Origin of the sequence: Arthrobacter sp. NamB2, assembly GCF_005281365.1 — a bacterium.
Classification (GTDB): Bacteria; Actinomycetota; Actinomycetes; order Actinomycetales; family Micrococcaceae; genus Arthrobacter_D.
Map to the genome: position 1 here is coordinate 17522 of NZ_SZWI01000009.1, position 19485 is coordinate 37006.

Genomic DNA, 19485 nt, shown 5'->3' on the forward strand with positions numbered 1-19485 from the left:
ACACAGCAATCGTTAAGGGGAAGTACACATGGAATTCACCACAACTGACATGGGGCGCTACACCGAGGTAGCGGCCACCGGCCGCCTCAACATGGTGGCGGCGCCGAAGCTGCGCGAGGTCATTAACGGCGTCGTGGCCTCGGGCGGCAAGCGGATCGTCGTCAACCTCGCGGACACGAGCTTCATGGATTCGTCGGGGCTCGGAGCGCTCATCGGGTGCCTGAAGCTGGCGCGGCAGTCCGGCGGCGATCTCCGCATCGCGGCCGTCCAGCCGCAGGTCAAGATGGTGCTCGAGCTCACGAGCATGCACCGGGTGCTGACGCCGCACGCGACACCCGAGGAAGCCTTCCGCAATGACTGACATCCTCGCCAGGCGCACTCTCGAAGAGCCGGCGAGCGACCAGGCCATCGAGAACCTGCACGGCCTCCTCGATCAGCTGTGGATCGACGCGGCTTTCGTGCCGGAGCTCGACCAGATGGCCTTCACGACGGCGGTGATCGAGGCCGCGAGCAATGTCGTCCAGCACGGTGTGCCGTCAGAAGGCGCGGAACTGCTCCTCGGCGTCGAGCTCACAGTGGAGACCGGGCGCCTTCGCGCGGTCATCAGCGAGATCGGGGCAGCGGCACATGATCCGGCACCGGATGTCCAGGGAACCGCAGCGTCGGCGCCGCTCGACGAGGACGCACTGCTCGAAGACTACGACGAATCCGGCCGAGGGCTCTCGATGATCCGGGCCCTCGTCACCACGGTGACGGTCGAGCGGCAGGGTGACACCAACGTGTGGGTGCTCTCCCGGGACTCCGACCCGGCGAACTGACGTCACGTCCGCCCCCGCGCGCAGGGCCGGGCAGGTCGGCGAGCGCCCGCCGCCGAGTCGTTCCGCTACCGAGGCGGACCCGGCCGGTATCCGCTCGGCCTCCCGGACAGCGGGCCTGTCAGGGCAGTGACGGCCGGCCGAGGAATGCGGCGATGTCCGTGTAGACACGCCTGGACTCCGGCAGGCGTGGAAAGGCCGGGAACACGTGGAACCCGCCGGGGTACACAGCCAGGGTCACATCCGCGCCCGCCGCCACGGCCCGGTCCCGGAACACCACGGCATCCGCCATGCACACGTCGCGCGTGCCCTGGTAGATCCTCGTGGGGGGCACGGTGGCCAGCATCTCCTCCGGTGCGCAGGCGGGGCTCATCAACGGATTCCTCGGGTCGTCGCCGCCGGCCCACCAGAGCCCGGCCTGCACCCCTCCCGCCACGGAGAGCATCGGATCGACGGCGTCGTACTTCGGGATGGCGGGATTCGCCGCCGTCACGTCGAGCCAGGGCGAGAACGCGACGACGCGGCCCGGCGCAGGAAGTCCCGCATCACGGAAGGCCCAGGACTGGGCGATGGCCAGCCCTCCCCCGGCGGAATCCCCCATGAGCGTCACGTCCTCGGGGTCGGCCGTACGGAGCACATCGCGGTAGACGGACACCAGGTAAGGGAAGGCCTCGCGGTAGGTGCTTTCCGGCGCCAGGCGGTAGAGCGGCACGGTAACGGCCGCTCCGGTCCGCTTCGTCAGCTCGGCGATGATCCACCAGTGCGGGCGTCCGAGCTCGTTGATGTAGGTTCCGCCGTGCGTATAGACGATGTGCGAGCGGCTGGCGCCGAGCAGGGGACGGACGGTGATCGTTCGCACTCCATCGATCCGCCTCTCCTGGATCGTGTGGGTCTGCCTGAACGTCCACGGGATCGATGCCATCGCGGGGTACGTACGTCCCGGGTACTTCGAGTTCACCCAGTCGGTGCCGCTCAGATTCCTCTTGGTGGGTAGGAGTGCGATCAACCGAGCCGCGAGGCGCATGGCGCGCGAGCCGTCGTTCGCACTCGGTTCTACCGTCCCACTGCCCACTGGGTGCCCGCTCGTCATGGGCCCAGCCTAACGCCGGGCACGGCGGCCGTGCCGCCTCTGTCATGCTGGTCAGGGCCCTGACGCCGCCGGCCGCCGGACGGCTGGTGGCCCCGCGTCACCAGCCTGTCGTCGAAGGAAGAGATGGATACCGCTTCGCACATCGCCCTCGCCGCCGACCTCCTCGGCGTGTTCTTCTTCGCCGTGTCCGGCTCACTGCTGGCGGCGCGCAAGGGCTTCGACATCGTGGGGTCCCTGCTCCTGGCATCCCTCGCGTCGCTGGGCGGCGGAGTAGCGCGCGACCTCATCATCGACGTCGCGCCGGCGGCCTTCACGAATCCCGCCTACCTCCTGCCTCCGCTCCTGGCGACAGTACTGGTTTACTTCGTCTTCTCCGGCGTCGAACGCGTAAAGCGCGTCCTGGTGATCTTCGATGCGGCCGGACTGGCCCTGTTCTGCATCACCGGCACGGTGAAGGCGCTCGACGTCGGGCTGAACCCGGTGTCCGCCGCCCTGCTGGGGGTCACCACAGCGGTCGGTGGTGGCCTGCTGCGCGACGTCGTCGCCAACGAGATCCCGCAGCTCTTCGACCCGCGCGACATCTACGCCCTGCCGGCGATGCTCGGAGCCGTCGTCGTCACCGTCCTCTACCTGACGGGCACCTTCACGCTCATCACGGGCACGCTGGCGGCGTCGCTCGTGTTCTCCCTGCGCGTGCTCGCGTGGCGCTACGGGTGGCACGCGCCGCTTGCGGCGAGGACCTGGACCGCTCGACGGTAGCCCGGGCCCGCAGTGCGGCGGCTAGGATGGGAGCATCCCCGCCACCACTCCTGGAGTACTTGTGACTGAGCTGTTTTCCGACAAATTCCGCGCCCTGGTTCCCCAGTACTTCGAGGACGAGTGGGTCGAGGAGGACGGCCTCTCCGAGGAAGAACTCGCCGAGATGCTCGAGGGCAAGGACTTCGAGCTGCCGCTGGCCCTGCGCGAGTTCTACCGGGCCGTCGGAGCCACCGAGGACATCATGGAGGCGTTCCACTTCTTCTGGGACCCCGACGAGCTCGAGATGGAGGACGGCTTCCTCCTGTTCCTCGAGGACGAGGAGGAGCAGTACACCTGGGGGATGCGCGCCGATCAGCTGAACGTTCCCGATCCCATCGTCTGGCGGCGCAACAATGCCCGTGGGGAGTGGCAGAGCGAGGAGGGCACCTTCAGCGAGTACGTGCTCGACCTGTTCGAGTGGGTGTTCGAGGAGGACGAGGAGGACTGATGGATTTCGTCCACCATGCACCCGAGGGTTACCGGTGCCCGTTCTGCGACCTGGCGCGCGGCGACTTCAGCAACCCCGGGAACCTGTGCCGGCCGGGCGACCTCATCTACTCCGACGACCTCGTGCTCGCGTTCATCGCTTCCCACGGCTTCGAACCGAACCCCGGCCACGTGCTGATCACGCCCCGCGAGCACGTCGAACTGCTCTACGAACTGCCCGACGACGTCGCCGCCCGCATCATGACGTTGACCCGGGACGTCGCCATCGCGATCAAGCGGGCATGGGAGCCCGACGGCGTCTCGACCCGGCAGCACAACGAGCCCGCAGGCAGCCAGCACGTGTGGCACTACCACCAGCATGTCCTGCCCCGATGGCACGACGACGGCTTCTACTTCACCCCGAAGCGGCCCATCGTGGACCCGGAGATCAGGGCACGCAAGGCGGACGAGCTGCGGGCACACCTTCCCAGCCGGTAGACCACCGGCACGAGGACTACACGTCCCGGCTGACCACTGCCTGCGCGAAGCTCGCCAGTGCCTGCTTGACCACACTGTCCGGCAGCGGATCCAGAGCGGCGACAGCGTCGTCCGCCCACTGCTGGGCGACGGCCCAGGCCTCCTGTGTCTGGGGGTGGGACCGCACGGCGGCGACGGCCTCGGCAAGCGCCTCGTCGGAGGAGAGGTCCCCGTCCACGAGCGCTATGACGTCCGCTGCGGAGGCATCGCCCGCGGCCGCGGCACGGCGCAGCAGGATGACGGGCAGGGTGGGCACGCCCTCACGCAGGTCGGTGCCGGGAGCCTTGCCCGACTTCACCTTCAGGCCGGTGACGTCGATGACGTCGTCGGCCAGCTGGAAGGCGACGCCGACCTTCTCGCCGTAGGAGACCATGATGTCCACGACCTCAGGCGGCGTGTCCGCGAAGATCGCACCGAGCTGACCGGAGGCGGCCACGAGGGAGCCCGTCTTGTCGGCGATGACGGAGAGGTAGTGCTCGAGGTCGTCCTGGCCGTCGCGGGGACCGACGGTCTCGTGCAGCTGGCCCAGGCAGAGCCGCTCGAAGGTGCGGGCCTGGATACCGAGGGCCTCCCCGCCGAGCTCGGACACGAGGATGGATGCGCGGGCGAAGATGAGGTCGCCGGTGAGGATCGCGACGGAGTTGCCCCAGACCTCGTGGGCGGTAGGAGCGCCACGGCGGTAGGGTGCGGAGTCCATGACGTCGTCGTGGTACAGCGTGGCGAGGTGCGTCAGCTCGACGACGACGGCGGCCTGCACGACCTTGGTGCGGGCCGGGTTGCCGAGGTGCGACGCGAGGATCGTGAGCAGGGGGCGGATGCGCTTGCCGCCGGCCTCCACGAGGTGCCGGCTCGTGGCGTCGGCGAGCGGATCCGAGTTCGCGATGGCTCCGCGGAGCTGCTTCTCGACCTCCGCGAGGCACGACGAGACGGAGGGTCCCAGGTCCGGGTCCTCGGCGATGAGGGCGAAACCGGGTGGCAGACGCAGGGCATCGGCGCCGTCCGCGATATCTGCCGTGTCCAGCGCGGTGTCTACGCCCACGCTGGTCCACCCGGAGTTGAAGGATTGTGTCACGGTCTAAGACTAACCAAGTGGGGCGGCGCTTTGCGCACGCAGGTGGCCCGTCAGGGACGGCTGGTTGGAGGTCGCCGGGACGAGCGACTCCAGCAGGTGGATGACGCGGTCCTCGAAGCCCCGGCCTCCGGCGTCGGTCAGGTTGGCCAGCATCCGCACCACGAAACGCATGAGCACCGGTACCGGCATGCCGGTGCGGAGCGCCAGCGAGAGGATCGCGGGCTTGCCGATCAGTTGCGCGAAGATGCGCCCCAGCGTGAAGTGGCTGCCCCACTGCTCCCGGACGTAGGGTGCGTACCCGGACATGACCTGGTCGCGTCCCAGCGGCGAACCGATGCCCTGCGCCCGCACGATGAACTCGGCCGCGTAGCGTGCGGACTCCATGGCGTAGGAGATGCCCTCGCCGTTGAAGGGCGACACCATGCCGCCCGCGTCGCCCAGCAGCAGCAGGCCCGGGCTGTAGTGGGGCGTCCGGTTGAAGCCCATGGGCAGGGCGGCGCCGCGGATCTCGCCGACCTGGTTCGACGGCGTGAAGCCCCATTCGGGCGGCATGCCGGCCGTCCAGTCGCGCAGCACCTGCTTGTAGTCCAGCTTGCCGAACTCGGCCGACGAATTGAGGATCCCGAGGCCGACGTTGGACGTGCCGTCACCGACGCCGAACACCCAGCCGTAGCCGGGCAGTGGCTTGCCGGTGGCATCCGGCAGTTCGAGCCAGCCCTCCATCCAGTCGTCATCGGTGCGCGGGCTGGTGAAGTAGGTGCGGACGGCGACGCCGAGGGGCCGGTCGTCGCGCTTCTGCATGCCGAGGCTGACGGCGGTGCGGGTCGAGTTGCCGTCGGCGGCGAGGACGACGTCGGCCGTGAAGGTCCGCGTCTCCCCCGTCTTGCGGCCGTCCGCGTCGAGCAGGTTCACCGTCACCCCGGTGACGCGGCCCGCATCGTCACGCAGCGCGGAGGACACGGAATGACCCTCGAGGATCGTCGCGCCCGCCGACCGGGCGTGCTGCGCGAGGGCGTCGTCGAAGCCCAGGCGCGTACGGACCAGTCCGTAGTCCGGGAAGTCGCTCAGTTCGGGCCAGGGGACCTCGACCGTGCGCTTCCCGGCGATGAGTCGGAGCCCCTTGTTCCGGCGCCAGCCCTCGCTCTCATCGTGCGGAAGGCCGAGCAGTTGGAGTTCGCGCGTCGCGCGGGGAGTCAGCCCGTCGCCGCACACCTTCTCGCGTGGGAAGAAGGTCTTCTCGAGGACGGTGACCTCGATGCCCGCGCTCGCGAGGTAGTACGCAGCGGTGGAGCCGGCGGGGCCGGCGCCGACGATCAGGACGGACATCTAGTCCGCCGCCGACGTGCGTCGCCGCAGGCGGATCTGCCCCGGGAGGAGCGGCTGCTCACCGGGCGCCGCAGGGGCCTTGACGGCACGATGCACGGCGACGATCCCACCGTTGAGGTTCCGGTATGCGACGTCGTTCCAGCCGCTGTCGCTGATCCACGCCGCCAGTTCGTCCTGGTTCGGCCAGGCACGGATGGACTCTGCGAGGTACACGTAGGCGTCGGGGTTCGAGCTGACCTTCCGGGCGATCGCCGGGAGGGCACGCATGAGGTACTCGGTGTAGGTGGTGCGCCACAGCGCGACCGTGGGCTGCGAGAACTCGGCGATGACCAGCCGCCCGCCCGGCCTCGTCACGCGCAGCATCTCGGCCAGCGCCTTCCTGGGCTCGTTGACGTTGCGCAGCCCGAAGGAGATGGTGGACGCGTCGAAGGAGTTGTCCGCGAACGGGAGGTTGGTGGCGTCTCCGGCGACGAAGTCGATGTCCGGCCGCCTGCGCTTGCCCACCTTCAGCATGCCGAGCGAGAAATCACACGCGACGACGTCGACCCCGGCGTCCGCGTACGGCTCGCTCGAGGTGCCGGTGCCGGCCGCGAGGTCCAGCACGCGCTGTCCCGGCTCCGCTCCGACGGCCTCCACCACGATGCGACGCCAGCGACGTGTCTGCCCCATGGACAGGACGTCGTTGACGACGTCGTACTTGGGCGCCACGTCGTCGAACATGGCTGCTACTTCGTCAGGGCGCTTCTCCAGCGATGCACGATTCACCTGCTCATTGTCTCAAACAAAACACGGCGTACCCGACCTGCGACAGGACCGGTGCCGCCTCCCACGCCAGAGTCACGACGGTCATCACCCGGACGTGCCCAACCTCACGGCTCCGGGACAGTTCCGCACAGTGCCGCCGAGTACGCTTGAGGAATCATGAGCACTCCGTCCCTCACCGCGCTGACACCCGCGCCCGGACAGTCCCGCGGGCTCCGCAGCATCACGGTGGCATATGGGGACATGGATCCGCAGTCGGGCCTTCTCGAATACGTGGTGCGGAACGACGCCCACTCCTGGATCCGCCGCGGTGGCGGCCTCGTGGGGTACGGCGAGACCGCACGGTTCTCCGTCACGGGCCCGGACCGCTTCACGCAGGCCCAGGAGTGGTGGCGACGCGAACTGGCAGGCGCCGAAGTGGTCGACGAGCTGCGCGTCCCCGGCTCCGGCCTCATCGCCTTCGGCTCCTTCGCCTTCTCCAAGACCTCCCCGCACGAGTCGCGGCTGATCGTGCCCGAGGTGGTCGTCGGCAGCAGCGAGGGCCGGAGCTGGCTGACCTTCATCACGGACGACGCCGAGGCGGAGCTGAGCGCGGAAGCGGCGGAAGCGGCCCTGGCCGCCTACCTGATCGAGCCCGACGCCGACCGAGCCAGCATGCCCGGTGACCGGCTCGGGCCCGGCGTCCTCAGCGAGGACGAGTACAAGGTGGCCGTCGCGGAGGGCGTGAAGCACGTCCAGGCCGGGGAACTGAGCAAGCTCGTGCTCGCCCGCGACGTCGTCGCGCACCTGGAGACGCCCGTCGCCACCGCGCAGGTGCTGCGCGAGCTCGCCGTGCGCTACGAGGACTGCTGGACCTACGCCGTCGACGGCCTGATCGGCTCCACGCCGGAGATGCTCATCAAGGTGGAGGACAACACAGCCCAGGCGCGCGTCCTCGCGGGCACCCTGGACAGGGCCGGTGCGCCCGAGGGTGATCCCGAGTACCCGAACCGGGTCCTCGCAGGTTCGGACAAGCAGCTCCACGAGCACCGGATCGCCATCGACTCGCTCACCGAGACCCTGCAGCCGTTCACGAGCTCGATGACCTCGCACAGTGAGCCCTTCGTCCTCCAGCTGCCGAACGTGTGGCATCTCGCCTCGGACGTCACCGCGCAGCTGGCGCCGGACGACGACGGCCGGGTTCCGACGTCGTTGGCCCTGGTCCAGGCCCTCCACCCCACCGCGGCCGTCTGCGGTACGCCGACGACGGTCGCAGGCGCCCTCATCCGTGAACTCGAGCATCTCCAGCGCGGACCCTACGCGGGGCCCGTCGGATGGATCGACGCAGCCGGCAACGGCGAGTGGGGAATCGCCCTGCGCGGCGCCGTCGTCGAGACACCGACGCGAGTGCGGCTGTATGCGGGGTGCGGCATCGTGGCGGGGTCCCAGCCGGAAGCCGAGCTGGCCGAGACCTGGACCAAGTTCCGCCCTATGCTCGAGGCCCTCGGCCTACCTCATCGATCCACCCCCTTGGTTACCAATAGGCAATAGCTGTAGCCTGTGATGCACATCTCTCTTTCCTAGCTAGAATCAGCAGGACCCTTTCCTGCTCAACACCGCCCGCCCAAGTGAGGTACCCCATGCTCTCCAAGAAAACTGCAATGCTGGCCGCCATGGCCGCCGGCGCCCTCGCGCTCAGCGCGTGCGGCGGAGGTTCCGACGACGCCGGTTCCGCCGAGGACAACGGCCTGAACCTCGTGTCGGAGGGGTCGTTGACCGTCTGCTCCGACATCCCCTACCCGCCCTTCGAGTTCGAGGAGAACGGTGAGTACACCGGCTTCGACATGGACCTCATGAGGGAGATCGCCTCGGGCATGGACCTCGAGCTCGCCGTTCAGGACGTCGACTTCAACGGCCTCCAGAGTGGGGCCGTTCTTGCTGCCGGCCAGTGCGACATCGGCGCCAGCGCGGTCACCATCACGGAGGAGCGCCAGGCGAACCTCGCGTTCTCCGACCCGTACTACGACTCGCTGCAGTCCCTCCTGGTACCGACCGACTCGGACATCGCCTCGATCGACGACCTCGCAGGCAAGCAGGTCGGCGTCCAGCAGGGCACCACCGGGGAGACCTACGCCCAGGAGAACGCACCCGAGGCCGAGCTGGTCCAGTTCCCCTCCGACGCCGAGATGTACGCCGCCATCCAGGCCGGGAACGTCGACGCCCTCCTGCAGGATCTCCCGGTCAATATCGGCCACACGGAGGACGGCGCCTTCACGATCGCCGAGGAATTCAAGACGGACGAGCAGTACGGGTTCATCATGGCGAAGGACGGCAGCGAAGCGCTGGTCGCCGCCGTGAACGAGCAGCTCGCCGCCCTGCGCGACAACGGCACGTACCAGGAAATCTACGACTCCTACTTCGCGGAGTAGCCCCACCCGATCCGTGCGGCCTCGGAAGGAATCTCCGGGGCCGCGCGGTTGCCACCTCCCGAAGGAAGGTAATCCTCCGCGTGAAACGATCGACACGCAGACGCCTGATCCAGGGCGTCCTCTACGCGGTGTTCGCCGCCATAGTCCTCCTGATCATCCTCGCCGCCGACTGGGGCAGGATCCAGACCAACTTCTTCAACCTGGACGTCGCGGCGCAGACCTTCCCCGAGATCGTCACGATCGCGGCGAAGAACACCGTCGTCTACACCGCCATTGCCTTCGTCGGCGGCATGGTGCTCGGTCTCGTGCTGGCACTGATGAAGCTCTCGCCCGTCCTCCCCTACCGCTGGCTGGCGACCGGTTACATCGAACTGTTCCGCGGCCTTCCCGCACTGCTGGTGATCTTCGGATTCGCCTACGCCGTACCCATCGCCTTCCAGTGGCGCCCGCCGGGCGGCAATGCAGGTGCCGGCCTGATCGGCCTCATCGTCGTCTCCGCCGCCTACATCGCCGAGACTATCCGCGCCGGCATCGAGGCGGTGCCGAAAGGCCAGGTCGAGGCGGCACGATCGCTCGGCATGAATCCCGCGTGGACCATGCTGACGGTCGTCCTGCCCCAGGCCTTCCGCATCATCACGCCTCCGCTCACGAACGAGCTCGTGATCCTCATCAAGGACACGTCGCTCCTGTTCATCGCGGGCATGGCGATCGCCGACCGCGAGCTGACGACGTTCGCGCGCGATGCGCTCACCAGCCAGGCGAACTCGACGCCGCTCGTCGTGGCGGCGCTGATGTACCTGGTGATCACGCTTCCGCTGACCCAGCTGGTCGCGAAGCTCGAACGACACAACAAGAGAGGCCGGTGATCCAGATGTCGCATCCCGCATCGGGTGCCACGGCACCAGCAGCGGCCGTCCCCGCCATCGAGGTCCGCGCACTGTGCAAGAGCTTCGGCAGCAATGAGGTTCTCAAGGGCATCGACTTCCACGTGGACCAGGGCGAGGTGGTCTGCGTGATCGGCCCGTCGGGCTCCGGCAAGTCCACGCTGCTGCGGTGCGTGAACCGCCTCGAGGAGCCCACCACGGGCACCGTCATGGTCGAGGGCGTCGACATCACCGACAGCGAGACGGACCTCGACGACGTCCGCACGCGCATCGGCATGGTGTTCCAGCAATTCAACCTCTTCCCTCATCTCACCGTGCTGAAGAACCTGACCCTCGCACAGCAGCGGGCCAAGAAGCGCGGCAAGGCGGAGGCCACGGAGATCGCACGGAAGAACCTCGCCAAGGTGGGCCTCGCCGAGAAGGCCGATGCCTTCCCCGCGCAGCTCTCCGGCGGCCAGCAGCAGCGTGTCGCGATCGCCCGTGCGCTGTCCATGGATCCCGACATGATGCTGTTCGACGAGCCGACCAGCGCGCTCGACCCCGAACTCGTCGGCGACGTGCTCGAAGTCATGAAGCAGTTGGCCAAGGAGGGCATGACCATGATGGTGGTCACGCACGAGATGGGCTTCGCCCGGGAGGTCGGCGATCGCGTGGTCTTCATGGACGGCGGCGTCGTCGTGGAGCAGGGAAAGCCCGAGGACGTTCTTGGGAACCCGCAGCACGAGCGGACGAAGCTGTTCCTCTCGAAGGTGCTCTGACGGGACTCTAGAGAACCGTCACATCCGCGACGACCTGCCGGATGCGCGCATGGAGGTCCCGGAGCGTACTGCGGTCCGCGCGGACCTCGAGGATGGAGCGGCCCCTGATGGGCCGCTCCATCGCCGTATCCAGGTCCGGAAGTGTCGTCGCCCGCTCGTAGTGCAGCCCGTACGCCGCCGCGACCGCCGCGAGGTCCACTGTGTGCGGTGTCCCGAACAGGCGCTCCACCGCGGCGCCGTACCGGGCTGTCGTGGTCTCCGCACCGTGCTCCAGCAGGCCGAAGATCCCGCCGCCGCCGTCGTTGAGCACCACGATCTGCAGGTCCGGCTGCGGCTCGCCGCTACCCAGCAGCAGCCCGCCGACATCGTGCAGGAACGTCAGGTCGCCCAGCAGAACGCGTGTCGGGATGCCGGCCGCGAGGGCAACCCCGGTCGCCGTCGAGATGGTGCCGTCGATTCCCGCCAGGCCTCGGTTCGCGAAGACCTCCAGCGGGTGCCAGTCCGTCGCTGCGACGAGGTCCACGTCCCGGATCGGATTCGACGACCCCAGCACGAGGTTCCCGTCCGTGTGCTGCCACACCGCATCCGCCACATGGAGGCCCGTGATGCGCTCCTCGTCGGCGAGGAGCGACTGGATGGCAGCTTCCGCCGTGGCGCCGGCCTCCCGCCAGGACCGCAGCCAGCCGGGCGCGCCGCGGCCGGCGAACGCGAGCAGGTCGGGCAGGTTGTCGATGACGCGCTCGCGCCGACGGCCTTCCTCGAACCAGGCCACGGGCTCCGGCAGGTACAGCGCGTGCTCGACGTCGGAGCGTGAGAGCAGTGCCGTCACGGGACGGGACAGCGTGGGCCGCCCGAAGATCACCACGCGGGTGATCACGGGGGCGATGTGCTCGAGCAGCAGCCGGTACGGTGCGATCGCGCTGCTGCCGAAGCGTGCGTTCGACGACGGTTCGGCGAACAGCGGCAGGTCGAGGTGGGCGGCGAAGACGGCTGCGAGCTCACCCGCGCCGTGTCCCGCCACGACGACGGTGGTGCTTTCGGGCGAACGCTCCTCCGCCGCCGTGCGCGGCCCAGTGCCCTCCCTGTCGATGACCGGCTCCTGCACGGGCCTGCTGCGCGACGCTGCAGCTCCGGTGCTTCCGCTGGCGGGCACGAGGGGGTCCCGGAAGGCCAGATTGAGGTGGACCGGCCCCGGCGGCTGAGGGGTAACGCCTGCGACGGCATGTCCCGTGGCGGCTCGGAGGGCTTCCTCGACGGGCACGGACGGGTCCTCCCCCGCTGCGACGTCGAACCCTGCGCGGACATGCACACCGAACAGGTCCGGCTGCACGGTGGTCTGGTTGGCCCCGGTGCCACGCAGCTCGATCGGACGATCGGCCGATACCACCACGAGCGGCACCGCGGCGTGGTTCGCCTCCATCACGGCCGGCAGGAGTTCTCCGACCGCAGTCCCCGACGTGGTCACCACGGCGACCGGGCGGTCGGCACCGAGGGCGAGGCCCAGCGCCGTGAAGGCTCCCGCACGCTCGTCGATCCGCACATGCAACCGAACGCGGCCGGCCGCTTCGGCATCCGCGAGCGCGTACGCGAGCGGCGCGCTGCGGGAACCGGGAGCGATGACGACGTCCGTGATGCCGCCCGCCACCAGAGCCTGGACCGCGCGCGCGGCCGATGAGGCGGAGTCGAGGGGAGCTGGATCGGCTGCAGCTGTTTCAGTCACTGTCCCATCCTCACACCCCGGACACGAACGCACCCCCTTCATCGAAAGGGGGTGCGGTCGATCATCGCTGCGGTAGGGCGCGGATCCGTCCGTCAGGCCCGGTACACCTGTACCACCGAGGGCCGTGGCAGAGCTGCCTGCCCCGGCGCCGGAGTGGCACCGGCGGCCACGTAGTCGGGGAAGGAGGAGCGCTGTGCCGCCCAGGAGCCGTCCTCGCCCGGGTGCTGGACGGCGACGAAGACGGTGCCGTCCTGGTCATGGATGACGGGCCCGCAGGTCTCCGCGTCGCGGGGCACCGCGAGGAACTGCTGGACACGCCCCCGCTCGGGTCCTTCGAGGCCCACCTTGAACAGGCCGTCGTTGAAACCGACGGTGCTCGGCTGGCCGTCCGTCGAGATCCACAGGTTGCCCTGGGAGTCGAAGGCGACGTTGTCCGGGCAGGAGATCGGTGAGACCTTGTCCTTCGGGTAGCCACCGAAGTACGTTGCCTGGTTGCGAGCGGGGTCGCCGCAGACGAGGAGCAGGTTCCAGGTGAACCGCGTACCGGTCGCGTTGCCGCCGGCCTCCGTCAACTCGACGACGTGGCCGTCGCGGTTCACGGACCGCGGGTTCGCCTCGTCCGCCGCGGCATTGGAATTGGCGCCACGGTTGGTGTTGTTGGTGCAGGCGACATAGACCTTGCCCGTGGCGGGGTTCGGCTCGACGTCCTCACAGCGGTCCATCTTCGTCGGCGCCACGGTGTCGGCGGCGAGGCGCGTGAAGACGGCGACCTGATCCGCCGTCATCCCCGGAACCACGGACTTGTTGTCGATGAGCAGCGGCAGCCACTCGCCGACGCCGTCGAAGGCACCATCGGAGGGAAGGGTGCCGCTGCCGTCGATCTCGGCCACGGAGTTGCCCTGGAACCGTGCGACGTAGAGCGAACCCTCGCTCAGCAGGGTCATGTTGGCCTTGCGCGCCGCGGCGCTCGTGCCGGGCTGGACCTTGTTCCTGGACACGAACTTGTAGAGGTAGTCGAAGCGCTCGTCGTCGCCCATGTACGCGACCACGCGGCCGTCTGATGCGATCGTCACGTTGGCGCCCTCGTGCTTGAAGCGTCCGAGCGCGGAGTGCTTCTTGGGCGTGGAGGTGGGATCGAAGGGGTCGACCTCCACGATGTAGCCGAAACGGTGCTTCTCGTTCTCGTACCCGGCGTTGCGGGTGTCCCAGCGTGGCTCGTCGATCTCCCAGCCGCGGGCGGTCGGCCGGTTCGTGATGCCGTAGCGGCGGTCGCCGTCACTCGTGCCGGTGGCGACGAAGTAGCCGTTGAAGTTCTCCTCACCGGAGAGGATGGTGCCCCAGGGCGTCGTACCGCCCGCGCAGTTGCCCAGTGTTCCAAGGATGGTACGGCCCGCGGGATCGTCCTTGGTCTTCAGCAGGTCCGAGCCGGCAGCGGGCCCCGTCACCTCGTAGGGGGTCGTGGTGAGGTAGCGACGGTTCAGCGGAGCGCCCTGCACGTAGGACCACGGCTTGTTCTTGTTCTTGCGCTCGAGTTCGACGACGGACAGCCCGTGCGCAGCCTTGCCGATGCCGCGCACCTCGGCGGCTGCCAAGGTCGGCGGAACCATGATGGTCTCGTTCGTGTACTCGTGGTTCGCGAACAGGACGGCGCGGCGGCCCTTGCTGCCCTCTATCTCGATGATGTCCGTGTAGTCGCAGTTGTAACCGAACTGCAGCGACTGCGCAGCAGCCGTCTGGTTGTTGGGGTCGAAGGCCGGTGAGTTCCGGAAGAGCGGATCGCCCCAGCGGATGACCGGGTTCCAGGCGTAGCCCTGGGGGACGGTCATGGCATCGACCGTGGCATCGACAGGCGCGATGGCATCGAAGGGCAGGTTGCTCTTCAGGTAGCCCTTGCCGGGGGGCGGTGCTGCCTGGGCGGTGCCGGCTCCGACCTGCGTGCCGACGAGCAGCGTCAGTGCACCCGCGGCCCCCACACCGAGTGCGCTACGCCGGGAGAACTCACTCGAGACGATGTCGCGGAAGTAGTTGTTGCTGGTCGTGTTGCAGACGGCGTCGGAGCACGCATTGTCACACTTGAGCGCACAGGTGACGGCACTGCGCTTGCCCTTCGTGTGGCCGAGCATGGGCAGCAGGCGGCGCGTGGTTTCAGTCATGGGGGTACCTCTTCCGGGGAGACGGCGTTCGCCACACCACCCTGCCGAGGGCACCTGAACAGCCGTCCGGGCGCCGGTGAACGCACGGTGAACGACGCCCGAACAGCGGATCCGAGCCGGATCTTCCTACCTGGCTTCGAGACCCGCGTCCTCGAACCCGCTTGGGACGGGATTCTGCAGCGCCCGTGCCAGCTGCTGTTCCCGGGCCGCGCGCACGAAGGCGTCGAACAGGGAGGTCTCCGTCGGATCCTGCTCCGGGTGCCACTGGACCCCGATACAGAAGCGGTTGCGAGGGAGTCCGATCGCCTCGATGATTCCGTTTCGTTGGCATGTCGAACCCTTTCCCGTCGCTTAGTAAACAAGTTCTACAACCGCCCACTGACCTTCGAAGCAAACTGTCCCGCCTGGTAGCTCAGGACCGTCCCATGCACCTCCGTTGTGTTGCACGACGGCTAGACCCTTGAACACTTCTGTCGCGAAAGCCTCGAAAGGACCCTAATACAACGTGATCGGAGCCGATCTGCGCTGTTGCGTCTGGGTGTACCCCAACGCCACAGATCCGATCGGTAGCAAAACCCGTCTGAGTGAGGCGAAAGAGGGCGACACTTCCGCACATGGGTTCTGCGACCATCGCCGAGCCGCTCTAAGCTGTGAGCTTTTTCGAGGATGGCGGTGTTTGTGCAGGATAACTGGCGGGGTCAGTAGCCGCTGCAGCGCGTGGGCAACCCCGCAGAGCGATTTCAGGCGGACACCCTTCCAGCTGGCACCTGTCCGGCTAGCAGTACAGCTAGCCGACAGGTGCCGCTTGGAAAGATGTCCGCCTAAGGATCGCTCACCGGACGCGTTCGTACTCCTCGATCACTACTCCGAAAGCGAACTTCCACGCATTGACCGCGGAATCTCATCCGCCGCACCTTCAAGATGTCCCAGTCGATCGTCGAAGAATATGTGGGGTTTGAGCACGCGTAGCACTTTCGCCTTTTCAACCCCGCCCAAGAAGAACGCGTCATTCACGCGGACCCCATGACTGTCGGAGCCGGGGCGGCCAGTCGTCATCCTTGCTCGTATTGTGCAACCAGTTCCGCACCCAGTCGGGCCAGTTCGGTCCTAACCGACTCCGGTTCGAGTACCGCCACGGTTGAGCCCCATCCCGCGATTGTCTCGGCAATCGAGCTGGGTATGTGCGCTGCGACGCGGACCCGGCTGCGACCGTCATCGAGTGTCTCCAAGACCTCGCAGTGCCGACCGAATTGGATGTGTAGCACGGGCAGGAACCGTGCCGGGATGAGCACCGTCGCCCAGACGAGCGAACGGCGCTCTTCTACCTCGTCAACAACACGCTCCCACCTACGCGGCAGTGCGAAGTCGGCGGGCCGATCGGCGACGGCGTCGGTGGAGGTGGCTGCAATGATGCGGTCGACGCGGAAGGTCCGTTCACCAGTGTCGGTGCCTGCAATGAGATACCAGACGTCATTCTTAGCAATCAGACCCCACGGGTCGATGAGGCGCTGTGTCTGTTCCCCAGCCCGGTTCTTGTACTGCAACGAGACCTTGCGGCGAGAAATGACAGCATCCTGTAGCACCTCGACCAGCGGCGTCGACGTCTTGGCACGCTGACCCCATGGTGCGGTGTCGATCAGTACGGCGTCAGAGGCGGCCACTGCGTCTGCGCGAAAGGTGTCGGGTAGGGCGTGGACGAGTTTGCGTAGCGCCGAATGGACCGTAGGCGACACGGCGGCTGCAGGGCCCGCGAGCAGGAATAGTGCCTTGGCTTCGGTCGAGGTGAGGCCGGTGAGGTCGGTACGAGCACCGCCGACCAGAGACCAACCACCTCCGCGGCCAGGCTGGGAGTAGACAGGGATCCCGGCAGTCGACAGCGCGTCCAGGTCCCGGCGGGCTGTGGCTATCGACACCTCTAGTTCGGCCGCGACCTCAGTTGCAGTCACTCGACCGCGAGCCTGCATGAACAGGAGCAGTGCCACCAAACGATCCGCGCGCATGAGGATCATGCTGTCAGGAAAAGTGGTCACTGGGTGAGTACTTATCGAGCGGAGAATGTGAATGTTCAGAAGAGCGACGGCACCGTCCAATGTGAGGGAGTACCTGTGTTTCGAGGATTTGCGACTATCAGCTTTTATGCCGACGACGTCGGGGCAGCGCGTGCCTGGTACACCGAGCTGCTGGGCGTTGAGGCGTACTACGTCTTTCCCGAGCCGCCCGCACCACCGGCATACATCGAATTCAGGGTAGGCGATGACGAAGATGAGCTCGGTTTCATCGACCGCAGGTACGCCCCTAGCGGAGCGTCAAACCAACCCGGCGGCGCGGTATTGTTCTGGCACGTCGACGATCTACCCGCCACGGTGGAGCGGCTGCTCGGGATGGGTGCAACCGAGTACGAGGCAATCACTGAACGAGACGCCGGGTTCATCACTGCCTCGGTCGTCGACCCGTTTGGCAATCTCCTCGGAGTCATGCACAACCCGCACCACCTCGAGGTCCTTCAGTCACGCGTTGCTGGTGAGACGCAGCGATACGCCTGATTGCGATTCTCATCCCTGCCCTGGCAGGAAACGGTCTATATCAGGCGCTGTCAGCCAAGCTCGACCGAGGAAAACGCGTTCAACTCACACCTAAGGACGCAGATGATGCCGCCAGCCCGGTGTGATTACTCCTCATAAAACGATCCTTTGACCGGACGAGCTGGTGAGCTCCTGAGCGGTCAGAGCGTTCCCAGCATCGGCGCGGAGTTCTGTGATCCCGTTTTGTCTCAGCAATGTGTCCCACGCCGGGTGTTCTCATCAACCCGAGAAGAAGCCTTTGAGGAGCGTCTGGAGTATGAGGATGGGGAGTGTCGGATATGCCAGGGTCAGCACTCAGCTGCTGTCCGTCATCAGAACGCAGAGACTGGGCTACGATGCGTCCCGATGAGGGTCACCTCGGACGAGGGGCTGCGCGTGGATGGGTTAGCTACCGTCATCTCATGGACATGAGCAGCCGCATGCCCCCTGAGGGCACGACAATCTCCGGCGTCGAGCACCACTTCATCAACGCAGGTGGTGTGCGGTGGCACGTCGTCACCGCTGGCGAAGGGCCCGTGGTGATCCTTTCCGCAGGCTACCCACAGAGCTGGTACGCATGGCGACACGTTGTTCCACTGCTCGCGCAGCACCATACGGTAGTTGCAATCGATCTGCCGGGACAGGGCGATTCGGGACCATCGCCCGTCGGCTACGAGTCGTGGGAGATCGCCGGACTCGTCACCGAGCTCCTCAACGCGCTCAATTTGGAACGTGTGACCTTTGTCGGCCACGACATCGGCGCATGGATCGGTTTCGCGCTTGGCTATCGCAGCCCTGACCGGCTCGATGCCCTCGCCCTCGTCGACGGCAACATCGCAGGCATCAACCTCGACCTGGACGATGACGGTGGTTATGGCGGCTGGCACTTCATCTTCCAACGCGTCCCCGATCTGCCGGAAGTATTGCTCGTCGGCCACGAGCGGAGCGTCATCGAATGGTTCTCGACACGAATGACCCGCCACCGCAGCGAACTCATCCACACGAGTGCAGACCTCGACGAATACGCGCGGGCATACTCACGACCGACGTCACTGACCGGCATGCTCGGGTACTACAGGGCAGTGCCAGCTAACGCCGCACTCGCGAAATCGCTCAATGACCCGTTGCCCATGCCGGTACTCGCCCTCTCTGGTGGACGATCAGGATCAATGGATCTGCCGCAATCACTCGCCAGTCGCGTGCAGCATCTGACATCGATCGTCCTCGAGAACACGGGCCACTACGTGCCCGAAGAACGGCCCGCTGAAGTCGCGGCCGCTATCGCAGAACTCGTGAAGGGCAATCAGCCGACCTCACCCGTTGTGACCCCCTGACCCTATAAATCGTGGTGCAAAGCAGCACACGATTGCCCGAAATAGGCCGTGTCCGCACTGATCGACCACGGGCACCCGAGGTCTATACGCCCGAGCGTGCGCAAAAAACCAAAGCAGCACTCTTCGCCACAGTGTTCGGGTAGTAGCGACTTGGGGTTATGGCGTAAGGGCTGATCAGCATGCATTTTGGGCGGCTGATGTTCTCAGTCAGGCCGGTGACAGGGTCGTGCGGCACGGGCAGTTGCACCGCACGACCCTGTTTTCGGTTAGTCGCGGAAGAGGGCGCTGAGCACGCCCAGGACATCCTGGTAGCGGCCTTCGGCCTCGGCATTGCGCTGCCACTTCACCCGCTCGACGAGGATCTCGTCGGCATCAGGCTGAATCTTAAGCAGTCCGATAACCTCGTCGAGGTATTCCTCAAGGGGCATTGCCATGGGGCTGCCCTGCTGCGCGGCCCCGTCCCGCCCCGAGTCCTCGAAGCACGCACGGCCTTCTTCGCCCCCGTCGTCGCCGCCATTGTCCGACAGGGAACCCCGAATGCCTGCCAACAGATTTCCTTCGCGGTCGACTACGCCGAGCACGGCGCTATCGACCCTTACACCCATACCGAATCCCGCTCGAGCGGGCGCACCGAATTGCTGATCATCGATGAAGCTGACCCCCTCAAGACCACCGGTCTCGAACAAGTCCGGGATCACGGGAGTAGGCCTACCCGTGGGAAGCCGGGTGAGTATTGCACCGAATTACGTGTGCTTCACGGTCAACCTGACCGACACATATTAGGTTCAATCAAGCGATGGCGCCGTTACGTCCTGGCCGGTTGACGCCCGCGGGCGCGATA

The 19485-nt window shown here is 66.9% G+C and carries 21 protein-coding genes and 1 pseudogene; 12 read left to right on the forward strand and 10 right to left on the reverse strand.

The features are described from left to right. Positions 1 to 28 precede the first annotated feature (28 nt). Both FDK12_RS14175 and FDK12_RS14180 read left to right on the forward strand, forming a co-directional pair. A complete protein-coding gene (locus FDK12_RS14175; RefSeq protein ID WP_137370161.1) occupies positions 29 to 361 on the forward strand; it encodes an STAS domain-containing protein in 333 nt (110 codons plus the stop codon). After that, positions 354 to 818, forward strand: a complete 465-nt coding sequence (locus FDK12_RS14180) for an ATP-binding protein (protein WP_104119021.1) — start codon at positions 354 to 356, stop codon at positions 816 to 818. Before FDK12_RS14175 ends, FDK12_RS14180 begins: the two co-directional genes overlap by 8 nt. 118 nt (positions 819 to 936) lie before the next feature. Here FDK12_RS14180 and FDK12_RS14185 read toward each other — a convergent pair whose 3' ends face one another. Then, entirely contained in the window at positions 937 to 1905 is a 969-nt protein-coding gene (locus FDK12_RS14185) for an alpha/beta hydrolase (RefSeq protein ID WP_137370162.1), read from the reverse strand. 123 nt (positions 1906 to 2028) lie between these two features. On the opposite strand from FDK12_RS14185, the gene FDK12_RS14190 reads away from it, so the two are divergent. The 3 genes from FDK12_RS14190 to FDK12_RS14200 all read left to right on the forward strand — a co-directional run bounded on the left by FDK12_RS14190 (position 2029) and on the right by FDK12_RS14200 (position 3627). Beyond that, positions 2029 to 2664: a trimeric intracellular cation channel family protein gene (locus FDK12_RS14190; RefSeq protein WP_137370163.1), complete on the forward strand. Its 636-nt coding sequence runs from the start codon at positions 2029 to 2031 to the stop codon at positions 2662 to 2664. 61 nt (positions 2665 to 2725) lie between these two features. Next, the gene (locus FDK12_RS14195; protein ID WP_137370164.1) at positions 2726 to 3151 is read left to right on the forward strand and encodes a hypothetical protein; all 426 of its coding nucleotides are present in this window, start codon (positions 2726 to 2728) and stop codon (positions 3149 to 3151) included. Further along, positions 3151 to 3627 (forward strand): HIT family protein, encoded by a 477-nt coding sequence (locus FDK12_RS14200; protein ID WP_137370165.1) that lies wholly within the window; start codon positions 3151 to 3153, stop codon positions 3625 to 3627. The genes FDK12_RS14195 and FDK12_RS14200 overlap by 1 nt, the downstream gene beginning before the upstream one ends. A 16-nt stretch (positions 3628 to 3643) precedes the next feature. Here the strand turns inward: FDK12_RS14200 and FDK12_RS14205 are convergent, their stop codons facing one another. The 3 genes from FDK12_RS14205 to FDK12_RS14215 are packed head-to-tail and all read right to left on the reverse strand — an operon-like array spanning position 3644 to position 6829. Further along, positions 3644 to 4738: a polyprenyl synthetase family protein gene (locus FDK12_RS14205; RefSeq protein WP_104119015.1), complete on the reverse strand. Its 1095-nt coding sequence runs from the start codon at positions 4736 to 4738 to the stop codon at positions 3644 to 3646. Positions 4739 to 4747: 9 nt separating this feature from the next. Continuing rightward, positions 4748 to 6064: a geranylgeranyl reductase family protein gene (locus tag FDK12_RS14210; RefSeq protein WP_137370166.1), complete on the reverse strand. Its 1317-nt coding sequence runs from the start codon at positions 6062 to 6064 to the stop codon at positions 4748 to 4750. Continuing rightward, positions 6065 to 6829: a demethylmenaquinone methyltransferase gene (locus FDK12_RS14215; RefSeq protein ID WP_137370167.1), complete on the reverse strand. Its 765-nt coding sequence runs from the start codon at positions 6827 to 6829 to the stop codon at positions 6065 to 6067. 156 nt (positions 6830 to 6985) lie between these two features. Between FDK12_RS14215 and FDK12_RS14220 the strand changes: the two genes are divergently transcribed. The 4 genes from FDK12_RS14220 to FDK12_RS14235 all read left to right on the forward strand — a co-directional run bounded on the left by FDK12_RS14220 (position 6986) and on the right by FDK12_RS14235 (position 10876). Next, entirely contained in the window at positions 6986 to 8356 is a 1371-nt protein-coding gene (locus FDK12_RS14220; protein WP_137370168.1) for an isochorismate synthase MenF, read from the forward strand. Between the two features lie 89 nt (positions 8357 to 8445). Further along, entirely contained in the window at positions 8446 to 9234 is a 789-nt protein-coding gene (locus FDK12_RS14225; RefSeq protein WP_137370169.1) for a transporter substrate-binding domain-containing protein, read from the forward strand. 80 nt (positions 9235 to 9314) lie between these two features. Next, positions 9315 to 10100 carry an amino acid ABC transporter permease gene (locus FDK12_RS14230; RefSeq protein ID WP_104119010.1) on the forward strand — a complete coding sequence of 262 codons (786 nt, stop codon included), beginning with the start codon at positions 9315 to 9317 and terminating at the stop codon, positions 10098 to 10100. Positions 10101 to 10105: 5 nt separating this feature from the next. Then, the gene (locus FDK12_RS14235; protein WP_137370206.1) at positions 10106 to 10876 is read left to right on the forward strand and encodes an amino acid ABC transporter ATP-binding protein; all 771 of its coding nucleotides are present in this window, start codon (positions 10106 to 10108) and stop codon (positions 10874 to 10876) included. 7 nt (positions 10877 to 10883) lie between these two features. Here the strand turns inward: FDK12_RS14235 and menD are convergent, their stop codons facing one another. The 5 genes and pseudogenes from menD to FDK12_RS14260 form a co-directional block, all read right to left on the reverse strand. Next, complete coding sequence (menD, locus tag FDK12_RS14240; RefSeq protein WP_137370170.1) at positions 10884 to 12638, reverse strand: 2-succinyl-5-enolpyruvyl-6-hydroxy-3-cyclohexene-1-carboxylic-acid synthase; 1755 nt, start codon at positions 12636 to 12638, stop codon at positions 10884 to 10886. A 50-nt stretch (positions 12639 to 12688) separates the two neighbouring features. Beyond that, positions 12689 to 14749 carry a PhoX family protein gene (locus FDK12_RS14245; protein WP_137370171.1) on the reverse strand — a complete coding sequence of 687 codons (2061 nt, stop codon included), beginning with the start codon at positions 14747 to 14749 and terminating at the stop codon, positions 12689 to 12691. A gap of 126 nt (positions 14750 to 14875) precedes the next feature. Continuing rightward, positions 14876 to 15067 (reverse strand): annotated as a pseudogene (locus FDK12_RS15485) (gamma-glutamyl-gamma-aminobutyrate hydrolase family protein); the annotation flags it as partial. A gap of 543 nt (positions 15068 to 15610) precedes the next feature. Next, positions 15611 to 15805 carry a 5'-nucleotidase gene (locus FDK12_RS14255; RefSeq protein WP_223263301.1) on the reverse strand — a complete coding sequence of 65 codons (195 nt, stop codon included), beginning with the start codon at positions 15803 to 15805 and terminating at the stop codon, positions 15611 to 15613. Then, positions 15802 to 16758, reverse strand: coding sequence for a helix-turn-helix transcriptional regulator (locus FDK12_RS14260; RefSeq protein ID WP_223263302.1), 957 nt, complete (start codon positions 16756 to 16758; stop codon positions 15802 to 15804). The genes FDK12_RS14255 and FDK12_RS14260 overlap by 4 nt, the downstream gene beginning before the upstream one ends. Before the next feature lie 48 nt (positions 16759 to 16806). On the opposite strand from FDK12_RS14260, the gene FDK12_RS14265 reads away from it, so the two are divergent. Next, positions 16807 to 17292, forward strand: a complete 486-nt coding sequence (locus tag FDK12_RS14265) for a VOC family protein (protein WP_223263303.1) — start codon at positions 16807 to 16809, stop codon at positions 17290 to 17292. 440 nt (positions 17293 to 17732) lie between these two features. Beyond that, the gene (locus FDK12_RS14270) at positions 17733 to 18644 is read left to right on the forward strand and encodes an alpha/beta fold hydrolase (protein ID WP_189636357.1); all 912 of its coding nucleotides are present in this window, start codon (positions 17733 to 17735) and stop codon (positions 18642 to 18644) included. Positions 18645 to 18910: 266 nt separating this feature from the next. Here the strand turns inward: FDK12_RS14270 and FDK12_RS15100 are convergent, their stop codons facing one another. Then, a complete protein-coding gene (locus tag FDK12_RS15100) occupies positions 18911 to 19342 on the reverse strand; it encodes a hypothetical protein (RefSeq protein WP_189636358.1) in 432 nt (143 codons plus the stop codon). On the opposite strand from FDK12_RS15100, the gene FDK12_RS15490 reads away from it, so the two are divergent. Beyond that, positions 19293 to 19427 (forward strand): hypothetical protein, encoded by a 135-nt coding sequence (locus tag FDK12_RS15490; protein WP_411266176.1) that lies wholly within the window; start codon positions 19293 to 19295, stop codon positions 19425 to 19427. The two genes, FDK12_RS15100 and FDK12_RS15490, sit on opposite strands and share 50 nt — an antisense overlap. The last annotated feature ends 58 nt before the right edge of the window (positions 19428 to 19485 follow it).

Coding starts and splice junctions, on each gene's coding strand:
- FDK12_RS14235 (WP_137370206.1), top strand. CDS start 10,106: ATGTCGCATCCCGCATCGGGTGCCACGGCACCAGCAGCGGCCGTCCCC.
- FDK12_RS14210 (WP_137370166.1), bottom strand. CDS start 6,064: ATGTCCGTCCTGATCGTCGGCGCCGGCCCCGCCGGCTCCACCGCTGCG.
- FDK12_RS14255 (WP_223263301.1), bottom strand. CDS start 15,805: ATGACGACTGGCCGCCCCGGCTCCGACAGTCATGGGGTCCGCGTGAAT.
- FDK12_RS14200 (WP_137370165.1), top strand. CDS start 3,151: ATGGATTTCGTCCACCATGCACCCGAGGGTTACCGGTGCCCGTTCTGC.
- FDK12_RS14220 (WP_137370168.1), top strand. CDS start 6,986: ATGAGCACTCCGTCCCTCACCGCGCTGACACCCGCGCCCGGACAGTCC.
- FDK12_RS15490 (WP_411266176.1), top strand. CDS start 19,293: ATGAAGCTGACCCCCTCAAGACCACCGGTCTCGAACAAGTCCGGGATC.
- FDK12_RS14270 (WP_189636357.1), top strand. CDS start 17,733: ATGGACATGAGCAGCCGCATGCCCCCTGAGGGCACGACAATCTCCGGC.
- FDK12_RS14185 (WP_137370162.1), bottom strand. CDS start 1,905: ATGACGAGCGGGCACCCAGTGGGCAGTGGGACGGTAGAACCGAGTGCG.
- FDK12_RS14180 (WP_104119021.1), top strand. CDS start 354: ATGACTGACATCCTCGCCAGGCGCACTCTCGAAGAGCCGGCGAGCGAC.
- FDK12_RS14260 (WP_223263302.1), bottom strand. CDS start 16,758: ATGATCCTCATGCGCGCGGATCGTTTGGTGGCACTGCTCCTGTTCATG.
- FDK12_RS14190 (WP_137370163.1), top strand. CDS start 2,029: ATGGATACCGCTTCGCACATCGCCCTCGCCGCCGACCTCCTCGGCGTG.
- menD (WP_137370170.1), bottom strand. CDS start 12,638: ATGAAGGGGGTGCGTTCGTGTCCGGGGTGTGAGGATGGGACAGTGACT.
- FDK12_RS14245 (WP_137370171.1), bottom strand. CDS start 14,749: ATGACTGAAACCACGCGCCGCCTGCTGCCCATGCTCGGCCACACGAAG.
- FDK12_RS14175 (WP_137370161.1), top strand. CDS start 29: ATGGAATTCACCACAACTGACATGGGGCGCTACACCGAGGTAGCGGCC.
- FDK12_RS14225 (WP_137370169.1), top strand. CDS start 8,446: ATGCTCTCCAAGAAAACTGCAATGCTGGCCGCCATGGCCGCCGGCGCC.